Raw genomic sequence first — 20,993 nt, 5'->3', positions numbered from 1 at the left:
GCACCAATTCCCTGTCAGTCATGACAGGGAATTTATTTTTTTTACCAAATAGCCAGCTTAGTTATGAAGAAATGCCGACTTATCTTCACCGTACTCCTGTTTCTGCAAACAGCTGTAGCATATGCCCAGCAAGCCTGGCAAATGCAGCCCACACCCATCAAAACACGATGGGCCGCAAACGTTAGCCCGGATAATACATTACCCGATTATCCCCGGCCACAGTTACAACGCCCCCAATGGCAAAACCTCAACGGGCTATGGGACTACGCCATCACACCAAAAGATGCGCCCAAACCCAGCAGCTTCCAGGGGAAAATTCTCGTGCCTTTTCCATTGGAGTCAGCATTGTCCGGTGTCAAAAAGCCACTCATGCCCAACCAGCAACTCTGGTATAGTCGCAGCTTCCAGCTAAATGAAGACAATAAAGGGAAACATACCCTGCTACACTTCGGAGCAGTCGATTGGCAGGCTACTGTATTTATCAATGGTAAAAAAGCTGGCGACCATACCGGCGGCTATCAGGCGTTTACACTCGATATTACCAGCTTCCTTAAACCCGGCAATAACAATATTACCGTAGCCGTATTCGATCCCACCGATCAGGGAATCAACCCACACGGAAAACAGGTGCTACAACCACAAGGTATCTTGTATACCGCCAGCAGTGGCATCTGGCAAACAGTTTGGCTGGAATCAGTACCGGAAGTTTATATCACCGACCTGAAAATGACACCCGGAGATAGCTCCCTGACAATACAAGTCAATGCCAGTAAAAGCAACTGCACCGCCACCATAACATTACTGGATAAAGGAAATGTGGTAGCTACCGCAACGACGCCATCAGGTAATGAAACAACCATTGCCATCCCAGCAGCACACCAGTGGTCGCCGGAAGATCCCTTCTTGTACGATATCAATATCAAACTGAAAAATAATGATCAGCTCCTGGATGAAGTAAATTCGTATACGGGTATACGTACTGTCGCCATCAAAAAAGATGAAAACGGCCAGGAGAGAATCTTCCTCAACGGAAAATATACCTACAACCTCGGTGTACTAGACCAGGGATTCTGGCCAGACGGGCTCTATACCGCGCCTACAGATGAAGCGCTGCGCTTCGATATTGAAGCCATTAAATCCATGGGCTTTAATACCATCCGCAAACATATTAAACTGGAACCTGCCCGCTGGTACTATCACTGCGATAAACTAGGAATGCTGGTATGGCAGGATATGGTGACCTGTGGCGACGATACGCCCGCCGCCAAAAAAGAATTCGAAAAAGAAAACCAAGAAAATATTGCATTACTCCATAACTATCCCAGCATCATCTGCTGGGTACTTTTCAATGAAGGTTGGGCAAGATATGATCAGCAACGATTAACAGAGTGGATGAAATCTACAGATCCTTCCCGTATCATCAATGGCCATACCGGCGAAAACTACGATAGAAGAGCAAGCCAGAACCCGAACGAAAAATGGATTGCCAGTGATCTCACAGATGTACATGAATATCCTGGCCCCGGCATTGCGCCCGCGTTGCCCGGAAAAGCCCGTGTATTAGGAGAATGGGGCGGCGTTCAGGTACGCGTACGCAACCACCAATGGAACCCCTCCGACGGCTGGGGCTATGTGTCTGTACTCCCCGCACAATTTGCCAGCAAATACGCTTTCATGATTAAACATCTGAAAATATATGAAGAAGAAGGACTCAGTGGCTCCATCTACACCGAACCCTTCGACGTCGAAACAGAAGAAAATGGCCTCATCACCTACGACAGAGCTATCATAAAAATACCGGTACAAAAAATCAGGGAAATAAACAGCAGGCTGCTCCCCGCAACAGCAACACTCGCCGCTGATTTTAAAATAGCAGATATGGATACTTCCAACCCGGATAACCGCTATACTGCTATGTTACAAGATTTCAAGTCTGGTAAGCGCGATACCAATTTTCTGAAAGAGCTAGCACCGATGGCCCTCCGGCAAAACGACGCTACCAATGCAAAAGAGGTAGCCAACGCGTACATAAGCCAACTAACGGCGCCGTATACACGTAATCAATGGAATTTTATTTTCACCTATACTGGCAATACCAATGACAGAGGTTTTGGAATCATTAATAAATACAGAGATGCGGCTAACAGAGCGTTAGGCGGCCGCCAGGCCGACATAAAACTGATGAATATTATTTACAGTGATAAAATTGCGCCGTACATTACTGGAACCAATGAAAACCCTGACTGGTCAGGCATGGCTGCCAGTATAAAATCTTTTGGAGAGCCTGGTGAAGAAATCTATCTGCGTGCAAAAACTATCTACCATATGAATAATAAGGAATGGAAACATTTTGCCAGCACCGCCGATAAATATGTACAGCAATTTTCAGCCACTATCAGCGCCGCTGATCTGAATAAGTTTGCCTGGACCGTATTTACAGGTTATACCGATACGACCACTTTGCTCGCCGCCGCCACCTGGAGTAAGCTTTCCATGAAACAGGGCGAAATCCCCGCCTACATGGATACACATGCTAACTTGTTATATAAAGCAGGCAAAAAATCAGCAGCCATCGCCATGGAAGAACGTGCCCTAAAAATGGCCGCACCAGAAGAGAAGAAAAATTATGAAGATACCCTAACGAAGATGAAGAATAACCAGCAAACCTGGTAAGCATCTTAATAAAAAAGTCTGCGGTTATTTTATTCAAATAACCGCAGACTTTTTTTGAATACTAAGCACCCAAAAATTGTGGCAAGGTTTCATTAATAAAATAATCCCATCCCTTTTCAAATCCACTTCTAGGGAATATATCGCCAGCAAAGCTTTCCAGGCCCACATGCGTTAATACCAGGCGTGTTTTGCTGCCCTCAGCATACAGTTCAAAACTAACATTGCTTTCTCCTTCATGTCCTTCGTGCCGCCAGGAATAGGCCAGTTTATGACCTGGGATTACTTCCGTTACCTCGCAAAGATTAACAAATTCCTCGCCATGGTCCGTACATGGAAAACTGAATGTAAACCCTTGTACAGCCTTGAATTCTGGCATACTAATATACCATTGTTTCAGCTTTTCATTGTTGGTAAGCGCATCCCAAACACTTTCAATCGGTGCATTGTAAACACGTTCAACAACTAATGGAGTAGTAGTCATTACTGGAGTGGTGTTCATGATTAGAAATTTTAAATGTCAGTAATCGATTTATTTTTTTCGTTTCTGTTTTTTCTCCGATTCCAGGAAATGACCCAATGTATCCAGCTTTTCATTCCAGAATGCACGGTATTGATTTGTCCAATCCGCCACCTGCTTAAGGCCTCCCAAACTCACATGACAGTATCGTTCCCTGCCTTCTGTTTTGATGAGAATGAGTCCGCACTCCGTTAAAATTTTGATATGCTTGCTGACCGCTGGCCTGCTAATATCAAAGTTGTCCGCAATGCTGTTGAGGTTCTGCGGATTGCCCGCCAGCAAATGGATAATGTCTCGTCTTGTTGGGTCGGCTATCGCCTGAAATACATCTCTACGCATACGATAATTTATGTAACCAATCGGTTACAAATATATGTAACCATTTGGTTACATAAAAATTTATTTTTTCCTATAGCATTAAAAGAAGGGGAACTTGTGGTAGAAAACTACCAGCAGTAAACATTACGAAGTGAATTGGGAAATTTGCATTATTGCTTGCTGGATAATAATGCAAAGACTTTTTTTAATTCTTCTACATTTCCGGTTACATCAAGTGGAGAGAGGTCTAGGTAATTTTCTCTGAAAATGTTTAGCTGGTCGGTATGGAGTGTAGCCGTATCTGTTGCAAACAATAAATAGATAACAATACTCTTCATGGCATTGGCTTTAATGCGAATGGTATTGACCGCATACCGCGAAGGATGCAGATGTACAAATGCTGCCCCAGGATCTGCGACAGCGGGAGCTGGTTGTATGCGTAATGTCCACGAGCTCTTATCAGACAGGGTAACCTCGCGGAAACCCTTATTGGCATTAATCCAGGTTTCAAAGATAGTGCGGCTCGTCACTCCCTGCTGAATTAATATTTGTAAAACTTCTTGCAGAATATCCTCCACCTCCAGTGGACCCGTATACATATCAAACTGTGATCCGCCAAAGGTTTTGATGGTATGTAGTTTGTTTTCGATCGGGAGAGATGATTGTATAAAATGCTGAACAGAAGAAATATGATGTTTAAGATGATGAAATAGGATTTGTCTGGTGGTCATGCAGGAAAGATAATGTATTTATCTGCCTGTAAAAAAATAGCGGAAGACATCTACCTAAAATATTTATGCAGAAAAAAATAATTGCTAACTGATAGAGATGTCTGCCCATGGCAACATTACCACCTATTCTGTTGTTATACCTAATACATCCGGCATAAACATATCAGCGCAATCTTCCCATAGGGCAGTGGTACACTGTTCCTCTTAAAAAAGCCTGATATGAAACAGAAACTCTTCCTTGCTTTTAGCTGCTTCGTATGCACCTTATGGTTGTTGCCCCTCAGTGCCCAGGACTTTGGCTGGCCCCGGCAAATAACAAAAGATGGTGCTACACTTATCTATTATCAACCTCAGATAGATTCCTGGGAAAAATACAAAACACTGGCAGGCCGTATGGCTTTCTCCCTGACGCCATCTGGTGGCAACCAGGCCGTTGGCGTAGCCTCTTTTACTGCCAATACCGATGTTAACAAAGAAACGCGAACAGCCTACCTCACGGATATCAAGGTAACGGATGTACGTATTTCCGGCCAGAAAGAAAGTGATGCCGCCAACCTGGAAATGCTTTTCCGGAAGCTGATACCTACCAATGAACAGTCCATTGCGGTCGACAGGTTATTAGCAGATATGCAGCATACCTCTACTAATGTAAAAGGCGCGGATATCAAGAATGATCCACCGAAAATTTTCTATAGTACTTCGCCGGCAATATTACTTTTGGTGCAGGGAAAACCGGTGTTGAGTCCCATCGCAAAATCAGATCTTCAGTTTATTGTAAATACAAACTGGGACCTCTTCTTTGATAAAAAAGATAAAACCTATTATCTTCTTGCAGACAAAGGATGGTATTCAGCCAGGGATGTTAAAGGTCCATATACGATGACGCGCAGCCTTCCGAAAGATATGAGCAAACTGCCCGCTGGTGAGAACTTCGATGATGTGAAGAAATTAGTGCCGCCACCAGCCAATGCACAACCGGAAACAATTTTTTATAGCGATGAACCTGCAGAACTGATTTTATTTAAAGGCAGTCCGATATATACGCGTATCACTAATACACAGCTGTTGTATGGTGCGAATACAGACAATGATTTTTTTGTAGATAATAGTACGCACAAATATTATGTGCTGTTATCTGGCCGTTGGTTTAGTGCCAGCAATCCTGCAGGGCCTTGGGAGTTTGCAACTAATAGTTTGCCAGCAGACTTCAAAAATATTCCTTCATCATCACCTAAATCCAGTGTGCTGGCCTCTGTGCCGGGAACAATTGAAGCTTCTGATGCAGTGATGCTTGCGCAGATACCTACCACTGTTACTGTCAACAAAGCCGAGGCTGCAGCGAAGGTTCATGTGCATTATGATGGCACACCAGTGTTCAAACCTATTGAAACAACCAATCTGCAATATGCTGTCAATACCCAGGATAAGGTAATAAAAGATGGAGATCTGTATTACCTGTGTTTCCAGGGTGTCTGGTTTATGTCTACAAAACCGGAGGGCCCTTGGCAAACTGCGGATGCAGTGCCACAGGAGATCTACAGTATCCCGCCAAGTTCACCTGTCTACAACGTCACTTATGTAACGCAAACTGACGCTACAGCTACCACTGTAGAAAGCAGTTACACAGCGGGTTACCTGGGTATGTTTATTTTCGGAGCAGCAGTAGGCGCTTGTATTGCCTATGGTACGGGATGGTGGTATCCGCCTTATTTTTATTGGGGCGCAGGTGCGTTGTATCCTATATATCATCCCTGGCCGATGACATATGGAGTAGGTGCGGTGTATAATCCCTGGACAGGTGGATATGCCGTAGGTCGAAGGGTGTATGGGCCCTATGGTGCTGCAGGTTCATCGGCACGGTATAATCCGGCCACGGGCAGGTATGGTCGTTCTGCCAGTGTGCAGGGATGGTATGGAGGGCGTACCAGTGCGCAGGCATATAACCCCTGGACAGGTGGCTATGGCGCTACACATCAGGGACATAATGCGTATGGACAATGGGGCACGTCAGTGGCTACACGAAATGGGAATGCAATACAAACGGGGCATGTGACTACACGTAATGGTACTATCAGTGGCTACAGAACGAATACCGGACAAAGTGGTGTTGTAAAGCATGGGGCTAATGGTACGGTAGTACGAAATAACAACGGTAATATGTACGCCGGACACGATGGCAACGTATATAGGAAAGATGCTGGCGGCGGATGGAGTCAGTATAATAATGGTAGCTGGAATAATGTGCAACGGCCGGCAGGCAATAATGGTAGCAGACCCAATATCAGTGGGGATAATATTTCGCCGGAAACCCTGCATGGATTGAATCAGAGCGCTGCTTCGAGGCAGCGGGGAAATTTCCAGACCCAACGTTTTCAAAACTGGCAACGCGGCGGTGGTGGAGGATTTCGTGGAGGCGGAGGATTTCATGGTGGTGGTAGATTCCGCAGATAGATCGCAGTGAGATCCAATAAATTTATTTAGTACCGGCCTGTTAAATTTTTGCACAGGCCGGTAAATATTTAAGTCACTTAAATGCTTAATGCATTGAAATAAAATAAGGTGTAAATCAATTTGTTGACAGCGGTAGAAAAAATATCTTGATAATCTGAGAAATTATCATTTATCTTTACACTCTTTTCCAATCTTTTTTGAAACATACCTCAATCAGACCATCTAACGTTTGTTGTTACCTCCAACTGCGGCCTTACCCCAGGTTGTGATATAGATAGATATGTTATCGTATTTAGTGCAAGCGAATTATGGGTCCCTGTCCAGTCGGTTTTTTAGTTTACTATTTATTTCACAACCACATAAATTGTATACACTATGGAACCATTTGTTGCCATGATTGCCATGTTTGGTTTTAATTTTGCCCCAAGAGGTTGGGCATTATGTAATGGCCAAATACTCGCTATCTCGCAGAACGCTGCATTGTTTTCTCTCATTGGTACTTATTATGGAGGTAACGGTCAATCAAACTTCCAGTTACCTAACCTTCAGGGCCGCACTGCTATTCATATGGGCCAGGCACCCGGCGGTTCTCCATACGTTATTGGCCAGGTAGGCGGTACAGAGAATACGACGCTTATTCTCAGCAACCTTCCCGCACACACCCACACTGCTGACATCAGCAAACTGACTTCCAGTCCTGTTGCCACCACTAATAATGCAACTGATGTAACACCTGCTCCAACCCTTGTACCTGCTACATTACCAAGCATCGGAAGTGGTCCTAGTGCAAGCCCGATCAACGGCTATGCTGCACAATCAGGTGGAGCGCTTACTAATTTGTATCCTTCTCCTGCCAGCGGTAGTATCACTATCGGTGCTACTGGGCAAAATATTCCTTTTAATAATCTGTCACCATACCTGACAGTAAATTATTGTATTGCATTAGAAGGAGTTTTCCCTTCCAGAAACTAATTAAGTATTTATCTATTTTATCCGGACAAATTTTCGACTCGATGGCGGCACCTTTAACGATTGGTTTTCTTACTCCCTATTCTGGTATTTATCCCTTTTATGCAGCACATCTGTCTACAGGTTGGCTCATAGGAATGGGACTAGATCCTGCACGCCAGCAAACCGTTAGATTTATTCCGGAATATACGCATTCGGGCAGCGCTAAGCACAATGAAGATGCTGCCCGAAAGCTTATCTTTTTTGATAGGGTAGATGTTCTGTCAGGTTTAGTGGGTTATAGATCTATTGAAACCACTTTACCTATAATTGAAAATGCTAAAGGACTAGGTTTCTTTTTTGATATGGGAGAATATATTCCGCATTTTCCCTACTTGTCTGATCACGTTTTTTATGCATCTCATCAGCTGTGGCAATCCCAATATGCACTAGGTGTTTGGGCACAGGGGAAATTCGGAGAAGGTGGACATATTGTAATGCCTGTATATGAAGGTGGTTATCATCTTCACTGTAGCTTCCTCGAGGGAGCCAAAGCTGCCGGTGGTGGCCAGATATCCATGACAATATTACCTTTTCGCGAAGAAGATCCTTTGCGCCTTGATCTGGAAGAACAATTTAAACAATGGGAAAGTAACCGCCCTGCTTATGTACATGCCATCTTCTGTGGTACAATGGCGGTGAAATTTATGGAGTTATGGATCAAAAGTCCACTGCATAAAAAAGTACCATTGCTATTGCATGAAGCGACCATGTATGATGATATGCTGGATTTTATCAGTGGCGCAGATACCGAATTTTATACAGCAAGGTCCTGGCTTAGAGAAGATGAAAGTTTACATAACTCAACGTTTGTGCAACAGTTTGAAACCATCGCTAATCAACCGGCAAACATTTTTGCTTTAATGGGATATGAAGCTGGATTGGCATGGAAAGAACTATTGCCATATGCCCTCAAAAAAGACTGGAATTCAGTAAAACATTTATTACGAACAGAAGTAATTAAAGGACCCCGTGGCGATAAGAACTTTTTTCCTCAATCCGGATTTGCACTTCCTGACTCCAATATTCTTCGCATTTCCACATCCGGAAAGACTATTAGAAAAATAATCGTTGATCAAGGTAAAGGTATGCGCTATGATGCAAAAGTTTTTAGTGAAATTCATGAAAACGGCGTCAGTGGCTGGCAGAACCCTTTTTTATGTATTTAAACAAATAGCATGAAAAATTTTTACTCCAGGTTACTAACATTTCTAGTACTATTCCTCGGAGCCTCATCGTTAGTTCCCCAGGTTTTTGGACAAGCCTATAATTCTACCCCTACCGTATGGCTGAATGGTAAAGGTGCACCTCCTTCTATTGGAGGTAGTCATGGTTATGCCTCAGCAATTGCAATAGATAAGAGCGACAATGTCTATTTTGCGGATTATAGTGGGACTACAACCAATAATACTGGTTATGAGATCCGAAAAGCTACTACAAGTACCGCAGCGGGTAGTGTTGCTATCTGCTCCGGTCTCGGATTTGGTAGCTTCCAGTTTCCAAGAAGTTTGGTGGTTTCTTCCACCGGCAATGTCTTTTTTATAGAGCCATTGACTTCAAATGGCCTTAGCTATACTTATCAGATTGATAAACTGACGCCCACAGGCGGTAATAATTATACAAAAACTGTAGTAAGAACGGGCACCGTTTTTACAGCACTGGCACTGGATGCCAGTGATAATCTTTATACGATAGAGACCCTCACCACCAGCCCGGAAAAGTATAAAGTAATGAAATATACAGCCGGCGCTGAAAGCAGTGCAGGCGTGCAACAAGGTACCTTTTCTATCGATCGTACCACCAGTGGAGGTACTGTCAATAATACCTATCCATGGGGATTGGCAGTAGACGCAAGTAATAATATATATGTAACCGGTTTTGGCGATGGTACTGCCACAGATTATGTATATAAATATCCTGCTGGTAGTTCAACTCCAACTGTTATTTCCACCAAAACCGGCGACCTCGGCTTGATGGTGGATGCCAGCGGCAATGTATTTACAACGGCAATGAAGTCGGGATCTACTATGCATGTGGTGGAGTATTTCGGACCTAATCCAAGCTCCACTAACAGCTTTGAAGCTGGTACCGGTATAGCCAGTGATGGACAGTTTGGCTTCGCATGGGGAATCGCAATGGACTCCCATAAAGATTTATATGTAACAGATGGGTTTAACAATGCCTATAAAAATAGCAACTTCGGTAGAATCGTAAAATATTCTGCTGGTGTAACTGGAACGGTTTCTCGTTTATCGACCAACCCTACTAATACAACAGGTACGGTCCAGTACCAGGTTGTGTTTGACCAGGGGGTTAATAATGTTACAACCGCAAACTTCGCGTTGGCGGTTACCGGTCTTGGCGGAACACCCGCCGTTACCGCTGTTACAGCGCTCAATTCTACTACCTATACAGTGACACTGAGCACAGGAACAGGTACAGGTACCATTGACCTTAAACTGGTTTCAGGAGGCACAATGGATAGGTTGATCGTCAATCAGGGTGCTGTAAACGTACCTTATACGATTGATAGAACTCCGCCTAGTGGCTCCTTTACAATTGGTAACGGTACCGGCTATACGAGCGTTGTAAATCCAACAATCAATATTACACCATCTGATGCCGCTACCATGGCATTTTCGCTGAGTGGAGGCGCATATTCCACACCGGAAACAATCGCCAATTCGAAAGTTTATACGCTGGCTGCAACGGAAGGTGTTACGCAAACGGTGGCGATGCGATTCATTGACGCTGTGGGAAATATACAAACTACCGCAGCACAAAATATCGTATGGGATACTACGAAACCGAAAATTACATTCACTTCGGTACCTCCGGTATTTACCAATAACAATAACTTCGGAAATATCATTGCCACAGTAGGATCTGGTGGGGGCGATGCAAGCACCTTCCAGGTATCCTTTGATAACGGGGCATATGTTCAATATACTACCGTCTTCGGTACTACGCTTACGTATCCTACCGGCGTACTCGCAGATGGTCCGCATAAAATCACCATCAAGGCAACGGATAAGGCCGGAAACGTTTCTGATCCTACGACCTACAGCTGGACGATAGATCGCACTGCTCCAACAATTGCAACTGTAACACCACCTGCTGATGGCTACTACAATGTGGTAGGTCCAAACACAAGTCTCCAGGTACAAATACAGTTCTCAGAAGCAGTAAACGTGACAAACACACCTACCATTACGGCAACCATTGGCGGTGTTACTAAAACACTGAACTATGTAAGTGGTTCTGGGACGAATACATTGACCTTCCAATATAATATTGTCAATGGTGATAATGGCACTGTGGTCTACGGCTTGCCGGTATTACTCACCGGTGGATCAACTGTTAAAGATCTTGCTGGTAATGCTTATGTTCCACCAGCAGGAACTACTTTGCCTAAACCTGGCGAAATAGTAAATACTGTTTATCCAACAGTCGCAGTATCAACTACAGCGCCAGCCACTGTAACAGCGCCATTCACCGTACATGTACAGTTCAGTGAAGCCGTCACAGGCTTTGTAGCGAGCGATCTTACGCTTACCAATGCTACCGCAGACGCACCTACGACTACCAATAACATTGGTTATGATGTACTCATACATCCAATTACAGATGGTAACGTAACGGTTACTGTGCCTGCAAATGCTGCTGTGAACGTAGCCAATAACCCTAACACTGCCGCTCCTGCCGGTATCACCGTTTATTTCGATGATCAACCTGCCGCAGTAACCAGTGTGACGGTACCAGGCAATGGTACTTATGGTATCGGTAAAGTTTTAACTTTTGTTGTTAACTACAGCAAAACAGTGAACGTTACAGGTACTCCACAGCTGCCACTCACAGTTGGATCTACTACGTATAATCTGAACTATGCAGGTGGTACCGGAACTGCTGCACTTACATTTACATACACTGTTGCTAATGGTGATCAGGACCTGAATGGTGTGCAATTGGGTAGTGCTATCTTATTAAATAGTGGCACCATCATCGGCACTAATAATAAAAATGCAGGCCTTACCCTCATTGGTGTACCGTCTACCGCCAATGTATTGGTAGATGGCATACCACCAGTTGTAACCAGCGTTACACCACCGGCAGATGGCGTCTACAACCTGGTGACACCAACGATGACGTTTGTGGTACATTACTCTAAAGTGGTAACCGTAACAGGTACGCCAACCATAGATCTGACCATCGGCAGCACCGTTCGATCACTCAACTATATCAGTGGTAGTGGTAGTAACGCGCTGACATTCCAATACACCGTTGTATCGCCAGACAATGATATGAACGGCGTAGTTCTCGGATCAGCCATCAACCTGGCTGGTGGTACAATTAAAGATGCGGCTACCAACGATGCTGTTCTCACATTGAACAGCGTAGGTTCTACCGCCAACGTAAATGTGAACACTACCCAGCCATCATTGACTATTTCGATGACTGATGCTAATCCGGTGAACCACGCATTTACAATCACAATTGTTTCTTCTGAAAAATTAAACAGCCTGGTACCTGGAAACTTCACTATTTCCAGTGGTACTGTAACCAGTGTTTCTACCACAGATAATATTACCTATACAGCACTGGTTACGCCTACCGCGCAAGGTGCTGGTACGGTAAGTATTGCGGCAAACCTGCTGACAGGAGCCATCAGCGGTAATAAAAACACCGCTTCCAACATCCTGGCATTCAACTTTGATAATATAGCGCCAGTAGTTACCAGCGTAGGTGTTCCTATAGCAGCTACCTATATTATAGGTCAACCATTAACGTTCACTGTTAACTTCTCCGAACCGGTATCTGTAAACACCACTACTATTCCATACCTCGAACTGACCATTGGCAGCACTGTACAACATGCGGCTTATGTCAGCGGTAGTGGTAGCACAGCGCTTACATTTACTTATACCGTTCAGGAAGGTGATCTGGATAATAATGGTATAGCCATTTCTAACGGCAGTATTCAAGGAGTGACCACAATAAGAGATGCGGCAGCTAACGATGCGAACCTGACACTCAACGGTGTTGGTTCTCTAACTAACGTGCTGGTAGATGGCGTTAAACCAACTATCACCTCCGTAGTTAATCCTGCTGATGGGGTGTACAATACCAATACCAAGCCTGCCATGACTTTCTTCGTGGTATTCTCCGAACCAATTAAATTAACGGGTACGGCTAAACTCTCCATTAATATTGGTGGAGTGGTTAAAACGATGAGTACGACAAGCTTGTATTCACCAAACACCCTGCAATTTGTTTACAACATCGTAAACGGAGATCAGGATATGGATGGTATCGAATATGCAGGCTTTGATTTAAGCGCAGCTACTATTACCGATATCGCTGGTAACCCGGCAACGATTGATAATAGCAAGTTTACCGCTATGCCAGGTGTGAAGGTAAATACAACACATCCAACTGTAACACTTAGCACTACCGCACCTTCACCAACCAACAAACCGTTTACCGTTACTGCTGTCTTCTCAGAAGTGGTAACAGGCCTGACTGTCAATAAGTTTGTATTTAATACCGTTCCTGTTCTTAGCAATTTCAATACCACCGACGGTATCACTTATACTTTCGATGTACAGGCAGGTGTCACTGGCCCTGTAACGGTGTCGCTGCCTGCTAATGCTGCAGTGAATATCGGCAACAATGGTAATACTGCTTCGAATACGCTTACAGTTAACTACGATATCACTCCTCCAGTGATAAATAGTGTGACCGTACCAACAGTAGGAACCTACAAGATCGGTGCCCCACTGACATTTGCAGTGAAATTCTCAAAAGTGGTCATCCTGGATCCTACTACAACACCTTATATAGAGTTCACAATTGGTAGCAGCACGGTGCATGCTAACTATGTAAGTGGCAGTGGTACCAATACGTTTACATTCACCTACACTGTACAGGAAGGTGACCTGGAAAATACTGGTATCACCATAACGAAAAATACAATCCAGAATGTCACAGCCATTACAGATGCTGCTACCAATGCAGCTGATCTGACATTGGGTATTTTGGGTCAGTTGGTAGGTGTTAAAGTTGATGGAGTTAAACCATTCATCAGCACTGTAACCAATCCTGCTGATGGAGTATATAATACTACGACTAAGCCTACATTGAAATTTGATGTAGTCTTCTCTGAACCAATTACGGTAACGGGTACGCCTAAACTCTCCATTAATATTGGTGGAGCTGTTAAAGTGATGACGGGCACCCTGACAGGTGGCAATACGCTGCACTTCGAATACAACGTGGTAGACGGTGACATGGATATGGACGGTATCGAATACGCAGGCCTAGACCTTAGCGCCGCTACTATTACCGATATCGCCGGCAACCCAGCCACCATCGATAATAGCAAGTTTACCGCCATGCCTAATGTGCTGGTGAACACCAACCATCCAACTGTAGTCTTGACTAAAACAGTTGGTTCACTGATCAACAAACCGTTTACTGTAACCGCTACCTTCTCAGAAGCAGTTACTGGCCTTACAGCAGGTAGCTTTGTTATCACAAATGGTACAGTAAGTGCCTTAACTACCAGTGATAATATCGTTTATACCTTTACAGTAACGCCAACGGCTAATGGTACCGTAACAGTCGCACTCCCAGCTAATGCAGCAGTAAACATTGGCAACAATGGAAATACAGCCGCTACGCCGCTCACGGTTACTTACGACGGTACCATTCCGGTAGTGAACAGCGTAACCGTACCAGCACCAGGTACCTACAAAATCGGCGATGTGCTGACCTTCGTAGTGAACTGGTCTAAGGTAGTAACGCTGGATCCAACCACAACACCATACCTGGAACTGACCATCGGCAGCACCGTACAACATGCTACGTATACAGGTGGTAGTGGTACTAACGCCTATACGTTTAGCTATACCGTACAAACCGGTGATCTGGATAATAATGGTATTACCATCTCCAAAAACACGATCCAAAATGTAACTTCCATCACTGACGCTGCTACCAACGTAGCAGACCTGACACTGAACAGTGTCGGTGTATTGACCGGTGTAAATGTTGATGGAGTTAAACCATTCATCAGCACTGTAACTAATCCTGCTGATGGGGTATATAATACTACGACTAAGCCTACATTGAAATTTGATGTAGTCTTCTCTGAACCGATTACGGTAACGGGTACGCCTAAACTCTCCATTAATATTGGTGGAGCTGTTAAAGTGATGACGGGCACCCTGACAGGTGGCAATACGCTGCACTTCGAATACAACGTGGTAGACGGTGACATGGATATGGACGGTATCGAATACGCAGGCCTAGACCTTAGCGCCGCTACTATTACCGATATCGCCGGCAACCCAGCCACCATCGATAATAGCAAGTTTACCGCCATGCCTAATGTGCTGGTAAACACCAACCATCCAACTGTAGTCTTGACTAAAACAGTTGGTTCACTGATCAACAAACCGTTTACTGTAACCGCTACCTTCTCAGAAGCAGTTACTGGCCTTACAGCAGGTAGCTTTGTTATCACAAATGGTACAGTAAGTGCCTTAACTACCAGTGATAATATCGTTTATACCTTTACAGTAACGCCAACGGCTAACGGTACCGTAACAGTCGCCCTCCCAGCAAATGCAGCAGTAAACATTGGCAACAATGGAAATACAGCCGCTACGCCGCTCACGGTTACTTACGACGGTACCATTCCGGTAGTGAACAGCGTAACCGTACCAGCACCAGGTACCTACAAAATCGGCGATGTGCTGACCTTCGTAGTGAACTGGTCTAAGGTAGTAACGCTGGATCCAACCACAACACCATACCTGGAACTGACCATCGGCAGCACCGTACAACATGCTACGTATACAGGTGGTAGTGGTACTAACGCCTATACGTTTAGCTATACCGTACAAACCGGTGATCTGGATAACAATGGTATTACCATCTCCAAAAACACGATCCAAAATGTAACTTCCATCACTGACGCTGCTACCAACGTAGCAGACCTGACACTGAACAGTGTCGGTGTATTGACCGGTGTAAATGTTGATGGAGTTAAACCATTCATCAGCACTGTAACTAATCCTGCTGATGGGGTATATAATACTACGACTAAGCCTACATTGAAATTTGATGTAGTCTTCTCTGAACCGATTACGGTAACGGGTACGCCTAAACTCTCCATTAATATTGGTGGAGCTGTTAAAGTGATGACGGGCACCCTGACAGGTGGCAATACGCTGCACTTTGAATACAACGTGGTAGACGGTGACATGGATATGGACGGTATCGAATACGCAGGCCTAGACCTTAGCGCCGCTACTATTACCGATATCGCCGGCAACCCAGCCACCATCGATAATAGCAAGTTTACCGCCATGCCTAATGTGCTGGTGAACACCAACCATCCAACTGTAGTCTTGACTAAAACAGTTGGTTCACTGATCAACAAACCGTTTACCGTAACCGCTACCTTCTCAGAAGCAGTTACTGGCCTTACAGCAGGTAGCTTTGTTATCACAAACGGTACAGTAAGTGCCTTAACTACCAGTGATAATATCGTTTATACCTTTACAGTAACGCCAACGGCTAACGGTACCGTAACAGTCGCCCTCCCAGCAAATGCAGCAGTAAACATTGGCAACAATGGAAATACAGCCGCTACGCCGCTCACGGTTACTTACGACGGTACCATTCCGGTAGTGAACAGCGTAACGGTACCAGCACCAGGTACCTACAAAATCGGTGATGTACTCACCTTTGTAGTGAACTGGTCTAAGGTAGTAACGCTGGATCCTACTGTTCCATACCTGGAACTGACTATCGGCAGCACTGTACAACATGCTACGTATTCAGGTGGTAGTGGTACCAACGCTTATACATTCAGTTATACCGTACAAACCGGTGATCTGGATAATAATGGTATTACCATCTCTAAAAACACCATCCAGAATGTAACCGCTGTTACCGATGCAGCTACCAATGTGGCAGACCTGACATTGAATAATATTGGTACATTAACAGGTGTGAATGTAGATGGTATCAATCCGGTAATCAGTACGGTAACCAACCCTGCTGACGGTGTATATAATACCAACAGCTTACCTACATTGAAATTCGATGTGGTCTTCTCCGAACCAATTACAGTAACGGGTACGCCTAAACTCTCCATTAATATTGGTGGTGCAGTTAAAGTGATGACAGGTACGCTGACAGGAGGAAATACCCTGCACTTTGAATACAATATCGTAAATGGTGACATGGATATGAATGGTATCGAATATGCAGGTCTCGACCTCAGCGCTGCCACCATTACAGATATAGCAGGCAATCCGGCTATCATTGACAACAGTAAGTTTACGGCTATGCCGAATGTAAAAGTAAATACCGGCCACCCAACGGTGGTATTAACTTCCGCATCACCGGCACTGACTAATCAGCCTATCGTGATCACCGCTACCTTCTCTGAAGCGGTAACGGGCCTCACAGCAGCTAAGTTCACCGTAGCCAATGGCACTGCTGCAAATCTTGCCACCACCGATAATATTACCTACACGATCACGGTTACACCGGTAGCTGATGGTGCTGTTTCAGTAGTATTGCCTGCCAACGCAGCGGTGAATATTGGTAATAATGGTAATAGTGCTTCCAACACGCTGGCATTTACCTTCGATGGTACTGCACCAACAGTAAGCAGTGTGACATTACCGCCGGCGAGCTACTATACTGAAGGCACTGTGCTGCAGTTCACCGTACATATGAGCGAACCGGTAATAATCACTGGCACGCCTGTACTGAACTTCAAAATTGGCAGCACTGGTGTAACAGCACAGTATGCAAGCGGTACACAAGACCTGGTGTTCACTTACACCGTAAAAGCAGGAGATAACGGCACCTTAGACGCTACTTCAGCAAGCATTAACCTGGGTGGCGGCACCATAAAAGACGCCGCAGGCAACAATGCTGTACTGACATTCCCAGTGATACCAGCTTCACCAAATGTGATCGTAAATACGGTACATCCAACCGTAGTAGTGGCTACCACTGCTGCAGCAAGAGTCAATACACCGGTGAATGTAACCTTTACCTTCAGTGAGGCAATGACAGGATTTACACTCTCTGGTATCACGGTAACCAATGGAACAGCTGCTAATCTGACTACTACCGATAACATCACTTACAACGCTATCATCACGCCAACAGCAGATGGTACAGTAACGGTAAATGTTCCGGCTAATGTAGCGACCAACGTAGCTGGTAATAAAAACCAGGCAAGCAACACGATCAGCTTCACCTATGATGCTACCGCACCTGTTGTTACGGCGGCAACATTCAATGTTAGTGGGGATGCACCGCTCAATACCCTTGTAGGTACTGTCGCTGCTTCGGATGCTTCCGGTGTGATCCAAAACTGGACCATCTCCAATGACCCTACTGGCGGTGCCTTCGTAATAGATGCCAACGGAAAGATCACCGTGAATAACATCGCTCAATTGAAACTGGTAGCTGCAACAACAGTAACGCTCCAGGTAACGGTTAGCGACGGACTGAATACAAGTCTGCCTGCAAATATTACCATCAATGTAGGATCACTGTTCGTCAATCAAGCACCAACCATGGACCCAATCAAGGACCAGGCAATATGTGCTGACCTGACAGCCCACATCATACAGCTGACCAATTTATCAGCGGTAGAAACAGATCAGACATACGCCGTTAGCATCAGCACAGATCAGCCTTTATTCGATGTATTATCCGTTACACATGATGGAATACTGACCTTTAAGCTGAAAACTGCCGGATCTACTGGTGTAGCACATGTGACTGTTACAATAAAAGATAATGGCGGTACCATCAACCATGGAGTAGATACGCTGCAACGTATGTTTACCATCACAGTAAATCCTACGCCTGTAGTAACCATCACTTCAGATAAAGGTACTTCCGTATCTAAAGGAGATAACATCATACTGACCGCTACCGGTGGTGATACTTATGTTTGGGATATGGTAGATGGCATTATATCCGGCCAGCAGACGGCAACGCTGCACGCCAGGGTAAAAGCCAACACTGTCTACACAGTAACCGCTACCAATATCTACGGCTGTAGTTCATCAGCAAGTATATCTGTTGCTGCCAACACCGACTTCAAAGTAGATGCTAACAACATCGTTACGCCTAATGGTGATGGTGTCAATGATAAATGGGTAATTAAAAATCTCGACAGTTATCCGGATAATGAAGTGAAGATTTATGATCGCGCAGGCCGACTGGTATACCAACGCAAAAACTATAGTAACGATTGGGATGGTACCGTCGACGGTAGTCCACTGTCGGAAGGAACCTATTACTATATCCTTACTATTCAGAACGGAGCGAAAACAACGAAAGGATTTATCACTATTATCAGATAATTGCTCACAGCCTAATAAACAAATACTATGAGCTGTTCATTATATTCGAAAGCAGGAAAATTTATGATTACTGTTATGTGCTGCGCTGTATCCTTTAAAGGATACAGCCAGTCACTCAGTAAAACCGCTGCTTTGCTGGATCCATCCGCAACTTCTTTTTACCAGAACCAATACCTGGCCAACCCCGCGATGGCAGGTATCGATACCGGATGGCATTTCAACGCTGCCTACAGAGGCCAGATCAATGGCATCGATGGCGCGCCTAAAACCAAATTCTTCTCTGCCGACGGCTATGTAGGAAGCAGGGTAGGAGCTGGTTTAAATATCTTCAGTGATGAAGCTGGCCTGTTGACCAGAACAAGGGTGGCAGGTACTTACGCTTATCATCTTCCTTTAAATGATAACGGCGCAAGGTTGAACTTCGGTTTGTCGCTGGCACTGAACTTCCAGCGCCTCGATTATTCCAAAATCAATGGAGATCCCAGCGATCCCGCTGCTGCAGCGTTTAACCGCCGTGATGATTATTTTGAGGCAGATTTTGGTATGGCCTATACCAATAACCACTGGACGGCACAGGCTTCCTTGCCCAACATCCGCGCCACCTTCTCTGGTAACAGCTATCCTGGGGTAGATGGAGGAACGATATTTTTCTCCGCACTGTCGTATAAATTCGATTTAGATGGGGCTGTCAGCTCTGTAGAACCTAAGGCATGCTATCGTACCATCAAAGGTTATGATGATATCGTAGACCTGGGGGTTAATGTTGGATTTCTGCATAATGTAGCCAACCTGACAGCGCTGTACCATACAACGGGTAGCTTCGCCTTTGGGGCAGGGGTGTATATACTGAATACCGTTCGACTGAACGCGTTTTACAATACACAAACTACTGGACTGAAAAATTATACCGATGGTACTTATGAAGTAGGATTAACGGTGAATCTCTTTAAATAATTAAAGCAACAATAACGAAGGCTCCTGCGTCTATTTCATAGAATCTGCAGGAGCTTTTTCTATTTTGGTAGCAGTAACTACTTTGCCGTCCTGAAAGAATAACAGATAGCCAGGATAGGCCCATAACTCCATGCCCTTCGATGCTTCATAGATAGCATCAGGCTTGCCCAGCTTCTCTCTTACTGCTGCTTTTGAAGACTGGTTACTGATGCCCAATTCATTCATGATGGGATCATTGCTGGGATCATAAACTTCTTGTTTATCTTTATTTATGTAGAAGTGCGGAGATGGCTCACGCTTACCAAAAATAGCTCCCAGCGCAATTATCAACATGAAGGCTCCTATGATAGCCACTTTTACGATCACGTCTTTTTTTGTATCCGGTGGAAGGTCTTCCATATCATATTTATCGTGAACGGGTCCCTGATAATGGGTTTCCGAGCGATAATATTCCTGTTGCGTGTGTTGCTGTGTGTTATGTTGCTCCGTACGCTGATAGTGGGTTTCCGACTGCGTATACTGAGATTTGTAAAGATTTAATCGGAGTAACTCATCATAATAGGCTTTCCTGTCGGGGTTATTCAGCTGCTCATATGCATGCTGCACCTGTTTGAATTTCTCTTCAGCCGTGATGCTACCTGCGTTAAGATCGGGATGATACTTCTTGGAAAGCCTACGATGGGCTTTTTTTACATCTTCGCTACTGGCGAAATAAGGAAGTTCCAATATGGAATAATAGTTCATCATGGATATTAAGGATAGCTGAAGTTAGCTGCTTATGCTAAAATAAGCTAGTACTATGTCAATATACTACTATTACTACAACAAATTTATCTCATCTGGATAAGTTAATTAAATATTCCAGCTTATCTAATATCGCTTTTTCTATCTTGTTAGTCAGAATTAAATTTCTCTTGACAAATTCCACTTATA

General features: G+C 44.6%; 10 protein-coding genes. 6 read left to right on the top strand and 4 right to left on the bottom strand.

All coding sequences use genetic code 11. The features are described 5' to 3' along the window. Nucleotides 1–63: 63 nt before the first annotated feature. The gene (locus ACE38W_RS13165) at nt 64–2,673 is read left to right on the top strand and encodes a glycoside hydrolase family 2 protein (RefSeq protein WP_375831505.1); all 2,610 of its coding nucleotides are present in this window, start codon (nt 64–66) and stop codon (nt 2,671–2,673) included. Between the two features lie 61 nt (nt 2,674–2,734). Here ACE38W_RS13165 and ACE38W_RS13160 read toward each other — a convergent pair whose 3' ends face one another. From ACE38W_RS13160 to ACE38W_RS13150, 3 genes are all read right to left on the bottom strand, one after another. After that, entirely contained in the window at nt 2,735–3,172 is a 438-nt protein-coding gene (locus ACE38W_RS13160) for an SRPBCC domain-containing protein (RefSeq protein WP_375831504.1), read from the bottom strand. 30 nt (nt 3,173–3,202) lie between these two features. Continuing rightward, complete coding sequence (locus ACE38W_RS13155; RefSeq protein ID WP_375831502.1) at nt 3,203–3,529, bottom strand: ArsR/SmtB family transcription factor; 327 nt, start codon at nt 3,527–3,529, stop codon at nt 3,203–3,205. A gap of 149 nt (nt 3,530–3,678) precedes the next feature. Then, a complete protein-coding gene (locus tag ACE38W_RS13150) occupies nt 3,679–4,239 on the bottom strand; it encodes a hypothetical protein (RefSeq protein WP_375831500.1) in 561 nt (186 codons plus the stop codon). 219 nt (nt 4,240–4,458) lie between these two features. On the opposite strand from ACE38W_RS13150, the gene ACE38W_RS13145 reads away from it, so the two are divergent. From ACE38W_RS13145 to ACE38W_RS13125, 5 genes are all read left to right on the top strand, one after another. Then, a complete protein-coding gene (locus tag ACE38W_RS13145; RefSeq protein ID WP_375831498.1) occupies nt 4,459–6,690 on the top strand; it encodes a hypothetical protein in 2,232 nt (743 codons plus the stop codon). A 375-nt stretch (nt 6,691–7,065) separates the two neighbouring features. Then, the gene (locus ACE38W_RS13140; protein WP_375831497.1) at nt 7,066–7,662 is read left to right on the top strand and encodes a phage tail protein; all 597 of its coding nucleotides are present in this window, start codon (nt 7,066–7,068) and stop codon (nt 7,660–7,662) included. A 41-nt stretch (nt 7,663–7,703) separates the two neighbouring features. Further along, nucleotides 7,704–8,867, top strand: a complete 1,164-nt coding sequence (locus ACE38W_RS13135) for an ABC transporter substrate-binding protein (RefSeq protein ID WP_375831496.1) — start codon at nt 7,704–7,706, stop codon at nt 8,865–8,867. A gap of 9 nt (nt 8,868–8,876) precedes the next feature. Further along, on the top strand, nt 8,877–19,106 hold the full coding sequence (locus tag ACE38W_RS13130) for an Ig-like domain-containing protein (RefSeq protein ID WP_375831495.1): 10,230 nt from the start codon (nt 8,877–8,879) through the stop codon (nt 19,104–19,106). Nucleotides 19,107–19,133: 27 nt separating this feature from the next. Further along, nucleotides 19,134–20,060, top strand: coding sequence for a PorP/SprF family type IX secretion system membrane protein (locus ACE38W_RS13125; protein WP_375831494.1), 927 nt, complete (start codon nt 19,134–19,136; stop codon nt 20,058–20,060). 30 nt (nt 20,061–20,090) lie between these two features. On the opposite strand, the gene ACE38W_RS13120 is transcribed toward ACE38W_RS13125, so the two are convergent. Beyond that, a complete protein-coding gene (locus ACE38W_RS13120; protein WP_375831492.1) occupies nt 20,091–20,807 on the bottom strand; it encodes a J domain-containing protein in 717 nt (238 codons plus the stop codon). Nucleotides 20,808–20,993 lie beyond the last annotated feature (186 nt).

This window comes from Chitinophaga sp. Hz27, from assembly GCF_042263525.1.
Classification (GTDB): domain Bacteria; phylum Bacteroidota; class Bacteroidia; order Chitinophagales; family Chitinophagaceae; genus Chitinophaga.
This window is presented reverse-complemented; position numbering and strand designations above follow the sequence as displayed.